Source organism: Arthrobacter sp. NPDC056727 (assembly GCF_042790555.1).
Lineage (GTDB): Bacteria > Actinomycetota > Actinomycetes > Actinomycetales > Micrococcaceae > Arthrobacter.
Window position 1 is genome coordinate 192,996 of sequence record NZ_JBHTZA010000006.1, and the last position, 12,890, is coordinate 205,885.

A 12,890-nucleotide genomic window follows, 5' to 3' on the forward strand; every position below is an offset into this window, starting at 1 on the left:
TCACTGAAACGGTCAGGTCAGACCGCCGGGACGGCGGGTCACTGCTCCAACACTAGCCACGGGCCGGTTTGAATGCTCCTGTGAGTTAACAGGACGAAATGTGTGCTTGCTCACGGCTACCCCGGTTGTAAGGCATAGCCCCCAGGGTGGCCGGCCAATGCCGGTATTCTTGCTGGGGACAAATCACCAGCAGAATGGACCGCTTTGGTACAGATCGAAAAGCTCGCCACCCGGACTCCGGCGGTGTCGGTTGATGAGCTCCTCAAAGGTTTCTACCCATCGCCCAGGTTTGGGCAGGTGTCCTTCGCAAGCTACCGGCCCGATCCGAAGCAGCCGAGCCAGGCCGCCGCAGTGCACGCGCTCCAGGCCTTTGCCGGAGGCGTCGGCAGCGGGGACGGCGGGGGACTGTTCAAGAGGCTTTTTGGAAAGAAGGAGACCACCCGCGCCGGCATTTACCTCGACGGCGGATTCGGCGTCGGAAAAACCCACCTGCTGGCCTCGCTCTGGCACGCTGCACCGGGCCCCAAGGCCTTCGGCACCTTCGTGGAATACACCAACCTGGTGGGTGCCCTGTCCTTCCGGAAGACGGTGGAGGCGCTGAGTTCCTACAAGCTTGTCTGCATTGATGAGTTTGAACTGGACGATCCCGGCGACACAGTCCTGATGTCCCGGCTCATGCGGGAACTGGCCGACGCCGGCGTGAAGCTCGCGGCCACCTCCAATACCTTGCCGGGCTCGCTGGGCGACGGCCGATTTGCCGCCGTGGACTTCCAGCGTGAAATCCAGGTCCTGGCGGACCAGTTCGACGTCATCCGGATCGACGGCGAGGACTTCCGCCACCGCGGGCTGCCGGCAGCTCCGGCCCCGCTGCGCAACAGCGAACTCCACGCCCACATGAAGGCGGAGTTTGACGGCAAAACCGTGGCCGAGGATGACTTCAGCACCCTGATCTCCCACCTTGCAGGCGTCCACCCCAGCCGCTACCGCAAGCTGATTGACGGTGTGGACGGAGTTGTCTGGCGGGACGTGGAAACCATTACCGAGCAGGCCGTGGCGCTGAGGTTCGTGGTGCTGGCCGACCGGCTCTACGACAAGGACGTCCCGATCCTTGCCAGCGGCGTGCCGTTCGACAAGCTGTTCACCGAGGACATGATGGCCGGTGGTTACATGAAGAAGTACTTCAGGGCCGTCTCCCGGCTCACCGCGCTGGCCCGCGAAGGCCAGAACCACGAGCCCTCGTAGAAGCGCAGGCCAGTAGCGCACAAACTCTTTCGGGGACACGAAAGGTGCCGGCGCCGCCTCTCGGCGGGACCGGCACCTTTTTTGACGTTTGGGGGCGAGGCCCGGGAAGTCCCTGGCTACGGAGCCTTCTCAGCCGGCGGAACGTTGTCCGCCGGTCCCTGGGTTGGCCTCTCGTTGGCTTTGTCAACGAGGGTGGAAGCGCCAGCCTGGACCTTATCTACCTGGCTTGCGTATTTGCCGTCCGTCTTGGAGTCGACAAAATCGCCTGCCTTGGTGATGCCGTCCTTGATGGCCTGCTCGTTGCCGCGGATCAGACCCTGAGCCTTGCCCTTTAGATCGTCAAGTAAACCCACGAGCACCTCCCTTCAATCGCGGAGCCAGTTCGCTCCTCCGCATTCGATCCTAACCCCGAAGAAGGTGCCTGCCAAGGAGTTCTTGACAAAATCTGTCAAACAGTATGCGGGCAAGAAAAAAGCAGCTCCGGAGAGCTGCTTCATTTCGTGGGCGATACTGGGATCGAACCAGTGACCTCTTCCGTGTCAGGGAAGCGCGCTACCGCTGCGCCAATCGCCCGGAGCCGGCAAAACCGGCGGTATCCTGGGTTCGGATCCCAAGGGATCAAGAGAGCGGACGACGAGATTCGAACTCGCGACATCCACCTTGGCAAGGTGGTGCTCTACCAGCTGAGCTACGTCCGCATTTTTGAAGTCCCGCCCGAGGGCCGAACGTTCAACTACAAGCAAGTCTCCTTGCTCTGGTGGGCGATACTGGGATCGAACCAGTGACCTCTTCCGTGTCAGGGAAGCGCGCTACCGCTGCGCCAATCGCCCATTGCATCCGGATATACCGGAAACCATGGCTTTCACCGAGGTGGGTACGGGATTCGAACCCGTGTATACGGCTTTGCAGGCCGCTGCCTCGCCTCTCGGCCAACCCACCGTGTAGGCGTTGATTCCTGGGAATCAGTGCCGTGACAGTGTCCTGCGAGCGGACGACGAGATTCGAACTCGCGACATCCACCTTGGCAAGGTGGTGCTCTACCAGCTGAGCTACGTCCGCATTTCGGAGCAGCGATTCCTTGCCTCATCGGCAGTTCGTCGCGTTCCAACGAGTAAGAACTCTATAGGAGGTTCCGGGAAACTCCAAATCGAGTGCGGGGGGCGTGGCCGGGGGAGGCGTTTTTCCTTGAATTCTAGGGAAATTTTCTAATTACAGCGGTGTAGTTTGAGGGCCTTTGCGGGCCTCCGGCGGCGATGTTTGGGAGATCTGGCCGTGTGGCGTGCAGCACTTCGGTGGCCGATTTCCTTTAACCGGCGATCGTCCGCTAGCATTCAAATGCATCGGGGCGATTGGCGCAGTGGTAGCGCGCTTCGTTCACACCGAAGAGGTCACTGGTTCGAACCCAGTATCGCCCACCGATGGAAAGTCCGTTCCGCCCAGGAAGTACAACTGGGAGGGGCGGGCTTTTCTGTTTCCACGTCGAAGAACCTGTTGCCGCAACACTGTCAGACCCCTGTGAAAGAGTCGCACCATGACCGCTCCACTCCTCGCCCACGCCACGGAATATGGCCGGATGTACGCCCGCTCCACCACGGAACAGTTCACAGTTCCCTCCATCACCACCGTCATCGGACAGCAGCCCCACGGCCTGGACGGCTGGTTCGGCTACATGGGCGCCAGCAGCCTGGCCAAGGATCCCTCGCTTCCGGAGATCCTCGGCAGCCCTGCAAGGGTGCGGCAGGCGGTGAACCGCGCGGCCAAGGCGGCCGAAACCTACCGGGACGAGGCAGCGCAGCGCGGGGACCGGGTGCACTACTACTGCGAACAGGTGGCACTGAGGGCCCTCGGCAGGCCGCACCTGATGAAGGAAGCCCGGGAGTCGCTTGCCTCCAACGGCGAGGAAGCCTTCGCCGCCCGCTTCGATGAGTGGTGGGAGCTGTTCCGGGTGGAGCCGGTTGCCCCGGAGATCACCGTGTGGAACAAGTCGGTCGGATACGCGGGAACACTGGACCTCGTCGCGCGGATCAACGGACGCACCTGCCTCATCGACTACAAGACCAAGGGAACCACGCGCGACGGCCAGGTGAAGCCGCTTGACGACAAGGTGGTCATGCAGCTTGTTGCCGGCATGAAGGCGGAGGAGAGCCTGGTGGATCCCGTGGCGGGGGAGTGGGAGCCGTGGCAGCACGGCGAATCCCCGGTCCTGCTCGCCGTCGCGATCGGTGAAACGGAGGTGCGGCCCGTCCGCGCAAATCCGGAGGTCCTCAAGCACCACTGGTGGAAGTTCTGCGCTCTGCGCCGGGTGTGGGAAATGTCCGCTGACACCGTGAGCGCCGGACCGGCGTTGCTGCCGTTGGCGCCGCCGGTGTTCTCCTGACCATCTGCGCCGGCCAGGCCGCAGCAACTAAACTGGACTGGATCCCTTTACCCGTTCACCGTGAGGAAATGACTGCACATGGCAATTCTGAATATCCGTATCATCGGCGATCCCGTGCTCCGCACGGTTGCCGACCCTGTCACGGATTTCGGGCCGGAGCTGGCCAGGCTCGTTGCCGACATGACCGAAACCATGGAGGACGTTGAAGGCGCAGGCCTGGCCGCGCCCCAGATCGGAGTCAGCCTCCGGGTCTTCACCTACCGGATCGGCGGCGTAGAAGGCCACATCATCAACCCGGTGCTGGAGAACAGCGAGGACTTCCAGCCGGATGAAGTGGAGGGGTGCCTCTCCATCCCCGGACTGGGCTTCCCCGTCCGCCGCTACCGCACCACCCGTGTCACCGGCGTCGACATGAACGGGAACCCCGTCTCAGTGGAGGCGGAGGGAATGCTTGCCCGCTGCTTCCAGCATGAAACGGACCACCTGGACGGCATCCTCTTCACCGACCGGCTGGAGGGCGAGGACCGCAAGGCCGCCCTGCGCTCCATCCGCAACGCCAACTACGACTCCATCACCGAAAAGACCACCGCCAAGCGCGCCAAGACCGTCGGCTCCAGTTTTGGCGGCGGCAGCTTTGGTGCCGCCGGATGAGGGTCCTTTTTGCCGGGACACCGTCCGTTGCCGTTCCCTCGCTGGATGCGCTGGTGGCCGCCGGCTTCGAGATCGTTGCGGTGCTGACCCGGCCGGATGCGCCGGTGGGCCGCAAACGCGTCCTCACGCCGTCGCCTGTTGCTGCCCGGGCCGCCGAGCTCGGCATCGACGTCATCCACGCCTCCCGGGTGGACGCAGCCGTCACCGAACGGATCGCCGAAGCCCGTCCCGACGTGGCAGCCATCGTCGCCTACGGCGGGCTTGTGCCCCGGGCGGCCCTGGACATTCCGCAGCACGGCTGGATCAACCTGCACTTCTCCCTGCTGCCGGCCTGGCGCGGCGCGGCTCCTGTGCAGCGCGCCGTCATCGCCGGCGACGACGTCACCGGCGCCGTGACGTTCCAGCTCGAGGAGGGGCTCGACACCGGTCCCGTCATCGGCACGCTGACCGAGGCCGTTGGCGAGCAGGACACCTCCGGAGCGCTGCTTGAACGGCTGTCCCACAGCGGCGCCGTCCTGCTCGCCCAGACGCTATCCGCCGTCGGAGCCGGTGCGGCGTCGCCCCGTCCCCAGCAGGGGGAAGTGACGCTGGCGCCCAAGCTGACTCTCGACGACGGCCGCATCGACTGGTCGGAGCCGGCACTGTCCGTTGGCCGGCGGGCACGCGGCGTGACACCCGAACCGGGAGCCTGGACCACCCTGGACGGACAGCGGCTGAAGCTCGAGCCGGTGCGGCTCCGCCCCGACGTCACCGATGTACGGCCCGGACAAGTGGCTTTGGCCGGCAAGGGGGTGCTGGTGGGTACGGGCTCACATGCCGTTGAACTCACCAAAGTGCAGCCTGCCGGTAAGAAAATGATGGCCGCAGCCGATTGGGCGCGCGGCCAGGCTTCCCTTGAAAGCGTGGTATTCCAATGAGTGACTCCGGCAGAAGCGGATCCGGGCAGGGCCGTTCCGGCCGCGGTGGATCCGGCACAGGCGGATCGGGCACAGGCGGATGGGGCCAGCGCCAGGGCGGGGGAGGGCCCAGCCGCCGCAACGCTCAAGGCAGGGAGCGGAACCGCGGCGCTCAGCGCAACTTCACTGAGAATGCTCCGTCGCAGCGCACCCGCAGGGCAGACCCGGCAAGGCTGGTGGCTTTCGAAGTGCTGCGCGCGGTCGCGGCAGAGGACGCGTACGCCAACCTCGTCCTGCCGGCGCGCATCCGCCAGCACGGCCTCGACCGGCGCGACGCCGGGTTCGCCACCGAACTCAGCTACGGCGCGCTGCGGAACCAGGGTACCTACGACGGCATCCTGTCCCGCTGTGTGGACAGGCCTTTGGAGAAGCTGGATCCGGCCGTCCTGGATGCCCTGCGCATCGGCGTCCATCAGCTGCTCGCAATGCGCGTTCCCGCCCACGCCGCCTTGGACCAGACTGTCGGCCTGGCCCGGGCAGTCATCGGCGCCGGCCCTTCTGCGCTGATCAATGCCGTCCTCCGGAAGGTGGCGGCCCGCAGCCTGGACGAATGGCTGGCCGAACTGGTGGCCGGCGAGCAGGACGAGAACAAAGTTGCCGCCATCCGCTACGCCCATCCCGAGTGGATCGTCCGTGCCCTGCGCCAGTCCCTGGTGGCCCACGGGCGCCCGGTCAGTGAAATCAGCGAGCTGCTGGAGGCGGACAACGCCGCGCCGGTGGTGAACCTGGTGGCCCTTCCCGGGCTGGGAAGCCTGGATGAGGCACTGGAGAGCGGTGCAGTTCCCGGCGAACTGGTGGAAGGATCCGCCCTCTCCAGCGGCGGTGACCTCGGCCGGCTGGAGTCTGTCCGGTCCGGCACAACGCGCGTGCAGGACGTCGGTTCGCAGCTGGTGGCCCGGGCCCTGGCCGCGGCCAGCCTCGTTGCAGCAGAGCCCGAGGCAGGAGAGCCCGGGACCGCAGACGCAGACCACGCTGTACCAGGGGGAGGCCGCGCCGGCGAGGCCTGGCTTGACCTTTGCGCCGGACCCGGCGGCAAGGCTGCCCTCCTCGGCGCGCTGGCGAACGAACGCGGGGCCACGCTGCTGGCCAACGAGCCCGCCCCGCACCGGGCCAAGCTGGTCAGCCAGGCACTCTCCGCCGTGCCGTCGGACGTCTGGACCGTACGGACCGGCGACGGCCGCGAGGTGGGGGCCGAACGGCCCGCCGCCTTTGACCGTGTGCTTGTAGACGTGCCCTGCAGCGGGCTCGGAGCCCTGCGCCGCCGGCCCGAATCCCGCTGGCGCCGCACCCCGAAGGACCTGGCGGACCTGGGGCCGCTGCAGCGCGAACTGCTGAACTCCGCCCTGGCGGCCGTCCGGCCCGGCGGCGTGGTGGCCTACGTGACCTGCTCGCCGCACCCTGCCGAAACCACCGCGGTGGTCAGCGACGCCCTGCGCAAACGCGAGGACCTGGAGTTGCTGGATGCCGGCAGCGTGCTGGACTCCGTCAGCCTCGGTGGCGGCCTGGAGGCGGGGCATGAGAAGACTGCCCAGCTGTGGCCGCATGTCCACAGCACGGATGCGATGTTCCTCGCCCTGATCCGCCGCAAGCGCTGACTTTCCGCCCGGTCACGCAACCACCGCCCGATCCCATACCCCGGACTCCTGTCCCGCGAAAGGACCCCGCATGACGCAGTGCTGCATCAACCCCAGCATCCTCTCCGCCGACTTCGTGAACCTCGAAGCCGAGCTGCAGAAAATCAGCAACGCCGACTCCGTGCATGTGGATGTGATGGACAACCACTTTGTCCCCAACCTCACCCTGGGACTTCCCGTGGTCCAGCGGATCCAGGCGGTCAGCCCGGTCCCGCTGGACGCCCACCTCATGATTTCCGACGCCGACCGCTGGGCGCCCGGTTATGCGGACGCGGGCGTTGCTTCCGTGACATTCCACGCCGAGGCGTCGATCGCGCCGGTGAAGCTGGCGCGCGAGCTGCGGGCCAGGGGTTCGAAGGCCGGGATGGCGCTGCGGCCCGCCACCGCGCTGGAGCCATACCTGGACATGCTTTCGGAGCTGGACATGCTGCTGATCATGACAGTGGAGCCCGGCTTCGGCGGCCAGGCGTTCCTTGATCTCACGCTGCCCAAGATCCGCCGCGCCCGCGCCGCGGTCGAGGGGTCCGGAGTGAACGTCGCCATCCAGGTTGACGGTGGCATCACGGAGGAAACCATAGTCCGCGCCGCGGAGGCCGGGGCGAACGTCTTCGTCGCCGGGTCCGCAGTGTACGGGGCACCGGATCCGTCCGGGGCCATTGACCGGCTGCGCAAGGCCGGCAGCCTCTAGCCCCAGTCCTTACGAGTGCAGTCCTAAGAGCCCGATCCTTAGGTACCCAGTTCTCCAACGTCCGGTCATGCGGCCGTCACGGGCCGAAACCGGCCTGCGTGACGGCCGCATGACGTTTTGCAGCGGGAATAGCCTGGGCACCCGCCAAGTTGTGTCAGAATAGCAACACACAATACGTGCTCCGGGGTCGGTGTAAGTCCGAACCGGCGGTGACAGTCCGCGACCCGCGAGCCGGTGTTTCCTTTTCGGAAATCCCGGCGGACGGTTGAACCGGTGAAATTCCGGTACCGACAGTTAAAGTCTGGATGAGAGAAGCACGTACAGCTGTACTTGTGGCGTTCCAAAACGCCGCTGCGTTTCGCTGTCGTATACCCCCGGAGCCGTCAGGGCTTTTGAGGGAAGGAACGACACACCCGCATGGATATCCTGCGTTGGCTCTTCGAAGCACAGATTCCCGTGGGCGGATCCGTGCTGATTCTCCGCGAAGTGCTGGGCAACATCTTTGGCCTGGCCAGTGCCCTCGGCGGCATGCGGCGCAAGGTCTGGGCGTGGCCGGTAGGCATCGCCGGAAACCTTCTGCTTCTGACCGTATTCCTCGGTAACATCTTCGGCTCCGCCACGCCCGCCACCCTTTGGGGCCAGGCCGGGCGGCAGGTCATGTTCATCATCGTGGCCGTCTACGGATGGCAGCGCTGGCAGCAGAGCCGCCGCTCGGCAGGGACCTCGACGGCGATCGCGCCCGCCTGGGCCAGCCCGAGGACCCGGGTGGTGCTGGTGCTCGCGCTTGCGGCCGGGACCGCCGCCCTCACCCCGATCTTCAACTCCCTCGGCTCCTACCCGCCCGTGTGGGCCGACGCCTGGACCTTCACCGGCTCGCTCCTGGCCACCTACGGCATGGCCCGCGGCTGGACCGAGTTCTGGCTGATCTGGGTTGCCGTGGACATCGTGGGCGTCCCGCTGCTTTTCAGCGCCGGATACTACGCCAGTGCCTTCATGTACCTCTTCTACGGCTTCTTCACCCTGGCCGGCTTCGTCGTCTGGTGGCGGGCCTCCCGCAGCCAGGCCCAGGCGGACGCCACTGCCGTCAAGGTTGAAACCGCCTTCCCGGACCCGGCGGTGTCCAAGTGACTGCCGCCCAGACGCCGGTAACGGCCTTCTCCGCCGCTGAGATTGCCGCTATGGACACTGCCCTGGAAGCCGCCCTGCAGGGACCCCGCGGAGCCAATCCGCTGGTGGGCGCCGTCGTCGTCGGGCCTGACGGCCGCCAGCTGGTCACGGGTTACCACCGCGGTGCCGGCACCGCGCACGCCGAAGCCGACGCGATAGCGGCGGCGGTCAGCACCGGCGTCGACCTTTCCGGATCCACCATGGTGGTCACCCTGGAGCCGTGCAACCATGTGGGCCGCACCGGCCCCTGCGCGCAGGCGATTATCGACGCCGGGATAGCGAACGTCGTGTACGCCGTCGACGACCCCCATGACCCGGCCGCCGGCGGGGCCGCCACCCTGCGGGCCGCGGGAGTGGGCGTGCGGAGCGGACTGGCCGCCGGGCGCGCGCTGGAGCTGAACCGCCGCTGGTTCCAGGCTGTGGGCGCCCATCGCCCGTTTGTCACCCTGCACATCGCCCAGACCCTGGACAGCAGGATCGCGGCGGAGGACGGAACCAGCCAGTGGATTTCCAGCCCGGAGTCGCTGGCCGACAACCACGGCATCCGGAACCGGATCGACGCCATCCTGGTGGGAACGCAGACCGTGCTGGTGGACAACCCCCGCCTGACAGCCCGGGACGCCAGCGGCGAGACCACCGGAAATCAGCCGCTGCGGGCGGTCATGGGACTACGCGACGTGCCGGAAGACGCGGCCGTTCGCGGCGATGACGGCAAGGTCCTGCACCTGCCGACGCGTGACCCGCGGGAGGCGCTGGACATGCTCTTCGCCGCGGGCACCAGGCACGTCATGGTGGAGGGCGGCTCAAGAATCCTCAGCGCCTTCCTGGCCGAAGGGCTTGTGGACGAACTCATCGTCTACCTGGCGCCCACTCTGCTGGGCTCCGGAACGCCGGCCCTCAACGGCCTGGGCATCGGAACGCTGGCCGACGCGCAGCGCTGGGAGTGGGATGCAGCGTCCGGCGGCGCCGTCCAGTACCTGGGCAGGGACCTCCGCCTGCACCTGCTCCCGGAGGAAACCGCCGTGTCAGACGAAACCCAAGACCCGCCCGCCGCGGTACACAGCGCAGCGGCACACGCAACGTCAACCGATTCACTACCTGCCCGCACAGCAGCGGGCACAGCCATGGGAGGCTACTGATGTTCACCGGAATTATCGCCGAACAGGGAAAGGTCCTGTCCGTGGACCGGAACGGGGACACGAGCGCAACGCTGCGCCTGCACGCCCCGGGGACTGCGGACGGCCTGCCGCTGGGCGGCTCGATCGCTGTCAACGGCGTGTGCCTCACGGCCACGGCCATTGACGGCAAGGACTTCAGCGTCGACGTCATGGGCGAGACCCTCATCCGCAGCACCATTGGCGAGCTGGCCGTCGGCGACCCCGTCAACCTGGAACGCTGCGTCCCCGCCGGCGGGCGCCTGGACGGCCATGTGGTCCAGGGGCACGTGGACGGGGTCGGTGAACTGCTCGAACGTGAACCGCAGGGAAACTGGGAACGGCTCCGCTTCGGCGTTCCCCAGCGCCTGGCCCGCTACATTGCGGAAAAGGGTTCCATCGCCATCGACGGCGTCTCCCTCACCGTCACGGCTGTCAGCCCGGCAGCCGAGACGGCACCGTGGTTCGAGGTGGGGCTCATCCCCACGACCCTCGCAGATACCGGCCTCGGCGCGAAGCCGGCCGGCAGCCGGGTGAACCTTGAGGTGGACGTGCTGGCTAAGTACACCGAGCGGCTGCTCGCGTTCCGCACGGCCGGCCCGGAAACCGGCACGGAAGGTACTGCAGTTTCGGAAGCAACGGAGGTTCAGCGGTGAACGGCACAGTAAATCTGAAGGGCACAGTAAATCTGACCGGCGCAGCAAAACCCGACCCGGCGGTTTCCGCTGACGTGACTTCCGCCGCCCTTGGGCTGGACACCATTGAGGACGCCGTCCGCGCCATGGCGTCCGGCCGGCCCGTACTGGTAGTGGACAACGAGGACCGGGAAAACGAAGGCGACATCATTTTCGCGGCCCAGCACGCGACGCCGGCGCTCATGGGCTGGACCATCCGGTACAGCTCCGGCGTCATCTGCGTGCCGCTCGACGGCGCCCGGGCCGACGCGCTGGAACTGCCGCCCATGGTGGAGGTCAACCAGGACGCGAAGGGCACGGCCTACACCGTCTCCTGCGACGCCGCCACCGGCGTCAGCACCGGCATCTCGGCCACTGACCGCGCGCTCACGGCCCGCATCATCGCCGATCCGCAGAGCGGTCCGGACACGCTGACCCGTCCCGGGCATATTTTCCCGCTGCGGGCCGTTAATGGGGGAGTGCGTGAACGCCCCGGCCACACCGAAGCGGCCGTCGACCTCTGCCGGCTCGCCGGCCTGGAGCCGGTGGGCGTGATCGCAGAAGTTGTATACGACGACGGGGAGATGATGCGGCTGGATGGCCTCCGGGTGTTCGCTGCCGAGCACGGCTGCCCCTTGATCTCGATCGAGGACCTGGTTGCCTATCTGGGAGCTGACCACCGTGTATCTTCGCAGGAGAGCACTTTGGAAGTCAGTCCGGCCGGAGAAGGGGAAACACGATGACGGCATATCAAGCAGCGGAAGCGGGCAGCAACGGGCGGCAGCCGCATCCCGTGAGCAGCGGCCCGGTGGTCCAGCTGCCCACGGCCTTCGGCGATTTCGTGTCGCAGGCCTGGACCGATCTGGTGACCGGCGCTGAACACCTGGCAGTCAGCTCCCCGAATCCGCCCAAGGACGGCAAGGCGCCCCTGGTGCGCCTGCATTCGGAATGCCTCACCGGCGATGTTTTTGGTTCCTACCGGTGCGACTGCGGCGAACAGCTCGCGTACGCCCTGGAGATGATCGCCGAGAACGGCGGCACGCTCCTGTATCTGCGCGGCCAGGAAGGCCGGGGCATCGGACTGGCCAACAAGATCAAGGCCTACGCCCTGCAGGAGGCAGGGTTCGACACCGTCGAGGCCAACGAGCAGCTCGGACTGCCGGTGGACGCCCGCTGCTACAAGGCCGCGGCGCAGATCCTTGCCGAGATGGGCCTGCACGAGATCCGGCTGCTGAGCAACAACCCGGACAAGCAGAACCGCCTGGCCACGGCCGGCGTGAGGGTCGTCGAGATGGTGCCCACCGAGGTGCCGTCCCGGGAGCAGAACCTCCGGTACCTGCAGACCAAGAAGGACCGCATGGACCACCTGCTGACCCTCGATACCGAGACCGCGGGACTGCCCCGCACCGGCACCGATACCTTTGACAACGAACAAGACTGAACGGACCAGGAAGACTTTATGAGCGGACACGGCGCACCCCAGATTGACCTCACCACCCTCGACCCCGCGGAAACCTCGCAGCTGAAGCTGGCGATCGTCGCGGCAAGCTGGCACACGCAGATCATGGACGGCCTGCTGGACGGCGCCCTGCGTGCCGCCAAGGACGCCGGCATCAACGAACCCACAGTGCTGCGCGTCCCGGGCAGCTTCGAGCTTCCGGTGGCTGCCGCGCGGCTGGCACCGCACTTTGACGCCGTCGTGGCCCTCGGCGTCGTTATCCGCGGCGGAACGCCGCACTTTGACTACGTCTGCCAGGCCGCGACGTCGGGACTCACCGACGTGAGCGTCAGCACCGGCGTGCCGGTCGGGTTCGGTGTGCTCACCTGCGACACCGAAGAGCAGGGCCTGGACCGCGCAGGACTGCCCGGATCCTCCGAGGACAAGGGGCACGAGGCCGTCACAGCCGCATTGTCCACGGCTCTGTTGCTCAAGAACTACTAGGGTACATTTCCCCAGCTCCAGGACAGCTGCGGGGATGCGGGCGCAAGCGCACAGCGTGTGTAACCGCTCACATCCCCGCCGTCATGGAACGGACCGACAGGCGGGCACCGGCCCCGAGCAAGTAGGCTGGAGGGCGTGAAGAATTTCGAGACGCTGTTCGCAGAACTGAGCGAGAAGGCAGCGACCCGCCCCGAGGGCTCCCGCACCGTCGCCGAACTGGAGTCGGGAATCCACGGCATCGGCAAGAAGGTCGTGGAGGAAGCGGCCGAAGTCTGGATGGCCGCCGAGTACGAATCGGACGAGGCCGCCGCCGAAGAGATCTCGCAGCTCCTGTACCACCTGCAGGTCCTGATGCTCGCCAAAGGACTCAGCCTGGAAGACGTCTACAAGCATCTTTAGCCGCCT

14 protein-coding genes, 6 tRNA genes and 1 riboswitch are annotated in these 12,890 nt (G+C 66.6%); of the genes, 14 read left to right on the top strand and 6 right to left on the bottom strand.

Features of this window, described 5'->3' with window-relative positions; genetic code table 11:
- The first annotated feature begins 204 nt into the window (after nt 1–204).
- Nucleotides 205–1,242, top strand: coding sequence for a cell division protein ZapE (gene zapE, locus ACFRAH_RS08425; RefSeq protein WP_377990453.1), 1,038 nt, complete (start codon nt 205–207; stop codon nt 1,240–1,242).
- A 116-nt stretch (nt 1,243–1,358) separates the two neighbouring features.
- Here zapE and ACFRAH_RS08430 read toward each other — a convergent pair whose 3' ends face one another.
- The 6 genes from ACFRAH_RS08430 to ACFRAH_RS08455 form a co-directional block, all read right to left on the bottom strand.
- On the bottom strand, nt 1,359–1,595 hold the full coding sequence (locus ACFRAH_RS08430) for an antitoxin (protein WP_377990454.1): 237 nt from the start codon (nt 1,593–1,595) through the stop codon (nt 1,359–1,361).
- Nucleotides 1,596–1,743: 148 nt separating this feature from the next.
- Nucleotides 1,744–1,815: transfer RNA gene (locus ACFRAH_RS08435), tRNA-Val, on the bottom strand.
- A gap of 52 nt (nt 1,816–1,867) precedes the next feature.
- Nucleotides 1,868–1,940, bottom strand: a tRNA-Gly gene (locus ACFRAH_RS08440).
- A gap of 57 nt (nt 1,941–1,997) precedes the next feature.
- Nucleotides 1,998–2,072 (bottom strand) — tRNA-Val (locus ACFRAH_RS08445).
- A gap of 38 nt (nt 2,073–2,110) precedes the next feature.
- Nucleotides 2,111–2,181, bottom strand: a tRNA-Cys gene (locus ACFRAH_RS08450).
- Nucleotides 2,182–2,228: 47 nt separating this feature from the next.
- Nucleotides 2,229–2,301 (bottom strand) — tRNA-Gly (locus ACFRAH_RS08455).
- A gap of 284 nt (nt 2,302–2,585) precedes the next feature.
- On the opposite strand from ACFRAH_RS08455, the gene ACFRAH_RS08460 reads away from it, so the two are divergent.
- From ACFRAH_RS08460 to ACFRAH_RS08520, 13 genes are all read left to right on the top strand, one after another.
- A tRNA-Val gene (locus ACFRAH_RS08460) sits at nt 2,586–2,657 on the top strand.
- A gap of 116 nt (nt 2,658–2,773) precedes the next feature.
- Nucleotides 2,774–3,619, top strand: a complete 846-nt coding sequence (locus tag ACFRAH_RS08465) for a cytochrome (RefSeq protein WP_377990455.1) — start codon at nt 2,774–2,776, stop codon at nt 3,617–3,619.
- A 78-nt stretch (nt 3,620–3,697) separates the two neighbouring features.
- Nucleotides 3,698–4,270, top strand: coding sequence for a peptide deformylase (gene def, locus ACFRAH_RS08470; protein ID WP_377990456.1), 573 nt, complete (start codon nt 3,698–3,700; stop codon nt 4,268–4,270).
- Nucleotides 4,267–5,187, top strand: a complete 921-nt coding sequence (gene fmt / locus ACFRAH_RS08475; protein ID WP_377990457.1) for a methionyl-tRNA formyltransferase — start codon at nt 4,267–4,269, stop codon at nt 5,185–5,187. The genes def and fmt overlap by 4 nt, the downstream gene beginning before the upstream one ends.
- The gene (locus ACFRAH_RS08480) at nt 5,184–6,821 is read left to right on the top strand and encodes an RsmB/NOP family class I SAM-dependent RNA methyltransferase (protein WP_377990458.1); all 1,638 of its coding nucleotides are present in this window, start codon (nt 5,184–5,186) and stop codon (nt 6,819–6,821) included. Before fmt ends, ACFRAH_RS08480 begins: the two co-directional genes overlap by 4 nt.
- A gap of 70 nt (nt 6,822–6,891) precedes the next feature.
- Nucleotides 6,892–7,548, top strand: coding sequence for a ribulose-phosphate 3-epimerase (rpe, locus tag ACFRAH_RS08485; protein ID WP_377990459.1), 657 nt, complete (start codon nt 6,892–6,894; stop codon nt 7,546–7,548).
- A gap of 172 nt (nt 7,549–7,720) precedes the next feature.
- Nucleotides 7,721–7,870, top strand: a riboswitch (FMN riboswitch).
- Between the two features lie 95 nt (nt 7,871–7,965).
- On the top strand, nt 7,966–8,676 hold the full coding sequence (gene pnuC / locus ACFRAH_RS08490) for a nicotinamide riboside transporter PnuC (RefSeq protein ID WP_377990460.1): 711 nt from the start codon (nt 7,966–7,968) through the stop codon (nt 8,674–8,676).
- Nucleotides 8,677–8,726: 50 nt separating this feature from the next.
- The gene (gene ribD, locus ACFRAH_RS08495; RefSeq protein ID WP_377990489.1) at nt 8,727–9,854 is read left to right on the top strand and encodes a bifunctional diaminohydroxyphosphoribosylaminopyrimidine deaminase/5-amino-6-(5-phosphoribosylamino)uracil reductase RibD; all 1,128 of its coding nucleotides are present in this window, start codon (nt 8,727–8,729) and stop codon (nt 9,852–9,854) included.
- Nucleotides 9,854–10,525, top strand: a complete 672-nt coding sequence (locus tag ACFRAH_RS08500) for a riboflavin synthase (protein WP_377990461.1) — start codon at nt 9,854–9,856, stop codon at nt 10,523–10,525. Before ribD ends, ACFRAH_RS08500 begins: the two co-directional genes overlap by 1 nt.
- Nucleotides 10,526–10,599: 74 nt before the next feature.
- Nucleotides 10,600–11,286, top strand: a complete 687-nt coding sequence (ribB, locus tag ACFRAH_RS08505) for a 3,4-dihydroxy-2-butanone-4-phosphate synthase (RefSeq protein WP_377990490.1) — start codon at nt 10,600–10,602, stop codon at nt 11,284–11,286.
- A complete protein-coding gene (gene ribA, locus ACFRAH_RS08510; protein WP_377990462.1) occupies nt 11,283–11,984 on the top strand; it encodes a GTP cyclohydrolase II in 702 nt (233 codons plus the stop codon). Before ribB ends, ribA begins: the two co-directional genes overlap by 4 nt.
- Nucleotides 11,985–12,002: 18 nt before the next feature.
- Entirely contained in the window at nt 12,003–12,485 is a 483-nt protein-coding gene (gene ribH / locus ACFRAH_RS08515; RefSeq protein ID WP_003801528.1) for a 6,7-dimethyl-8-ribityllumazine synthase, read from the top strand.
- A 135-nt stretch (nt 12,486–12,620) separates the two neighbouring features.
- Nucleotides 12,621–12,884 carry a phosphoribosyl-ATP diphosphatase gene (locus ACFRAH_RS08520; RefSeq protein WP_003801526.1) on the top strand — a complete coding sequence of 88 codons (264 nt, stop codon included), beginning with the start codon at nt 12,621–12,623 and terminating at the stop codon, nt 12,882–12,884.
- The last annotated feature ends 6 nt before the right edge of the window (nt 12,885–12,890 follow it).

Excerpts from the sequence above, each read along its gene's own strand:
- ACFRAH_RS08465 (WP_377990455.1), top strand. The coding sequence starts at position 2,774 with ATGACCGCTCCACTCCTCGCCCACGCCACGGAATATGGCCGGATGTAC.
- def (WP_377990456.1), top strand. The coding sequence starts at position 3,698 with ATGGCAATTCTGAATATCCGTATCATCGGCGATCCCGTGCTCCGCACG.
- fmt (WP_377990457.1), top strand. The coding sequence starts at position 4,267 with ATGAGGGTCCTTTTTGCCGGGACACCGTCCGTTGCCGTTCCCTCGCTG.
- ACFRAH_RS08480 (WP_377990458.1), top strand. The coding sequence starts at position 5,184 with ATGAGTGACTCCGGCAGAAGCGGATCCGGGCAGGGCCGTTCCGGCCGC.
- rpe (WP_377990459.1), top strand. The coding sequence starts at position 6,892 with ATGACGCAGTGCTGCATCAACCCCAGCATCCTCTCCGCCGACTTCGTG.
- pnuC (WP_377990460.1), top strand. The coding sequence starts at position 7,966 with ATGGATATCCTGCGTTGGCTCTTCGAAGCACAGATTCCCGTGGGCGGA.
- ribD (WP_377990489.1), top strand. The coding sequence starts at position 8,727 with ATGGACACTGCCCTGGAAGCCGCCCTGCAGGGACCCCGCGGAGCCAAT.
- ACFRAH_RS08500 (WP_377990461.1), top strand. The coding sequence starts at position 9,854 with ATGTTCACCGGAATTATCGCCGAACAGGGAAAGGTCCTGTCCGTGGAC.
- ribA (WP_377990462.1), top strand. The coding sequence starts at position 11,283 with ATGACGGCATATCAAGCAGCGGAAGCGGGCAGCAACGGGCGGCAGCCG.
- ribH (WP_003801528.1), top strand. The coding sequence starts at position 12,003 with ATGAGCGGACACGGCGCACCCCAGATTGACCTCACCACCCTCGACCCC.